2 protein-coding genes are annotated in these 568 nt (G+C 38.4%); both read right to left on the bottom strand.

What is annotated here, in order from left to right; genetic code table 11:
- A partial coding sequence (locus A3729_RS25190; protein WP_068634406.1) for a type II toxin-antitoxin system RelE/ParE family toxin occupies positions 1-289 on the bottom strand: 289 nt, incomplete at its 3' end.
- A partial coding sequence (locus A3729_RS25185) for a hypothetical protein (protein ID WP_082882176.1) occupies positions 279-568 on the bottom strand: 290 nt, incomplete at its 5' end. The genes A3729_RS25190 and A3729_RS25185, both read right to left, overlap by 11 nt.

Here is a 568-nt window from a genome sequence, read left to right as displayed (position 1 = left end):
TACTTATGACACCTACCCCACCACTTTTAAGCTCCTTCAGGTAAATCACCTCATTCTCATAACGAGTAAAATGAATACTTTCAGTTGTGATGTCTGAGATCATATCAAGAGGAAAAACTCGGGGTCTTAAACCATTGTGTTTACCGGTGTTTGAAATTTCATCTATAGCGTCAAAAAGCCCATCAATATACTTGTCAGCTTGGTTTTCTCCAAATCGTTGAAAACCATAATCCCAAATACTATCTAGCTGAGCCATGGCTAAAGGGGAGTATTTAGCTTCAATCGTCATTTTTTAGGCCATTTCTTTTCAAAGCTCTATTTTTAAATTCATCTCGTTTTATTGGTTTAAATTCGCTTTCTTCAAATCTCAAGCCTTCATTTAAAGAAGACCTAACACGTTCCCACTTAGCCGAATCTTTCCGCTCCATATCTCTACGAATAAGATCTCGTAAATACTCACTGGGAGTCTCATATTCTCCGTTTAAGCCGGTACATTCTTCTAAGTGGCTGCGTAAGCTGCCAGAAACTCGTAACGTAACATTTGGGTTGGCCATATAATCATCCTCAA

It is taken from the genome of Oleiphilus sp. HI0043 (genome assembly GCF_001634935.1).
This window is presented reverse-complemented; position numbering and strand designations above follow the sequence as displayed.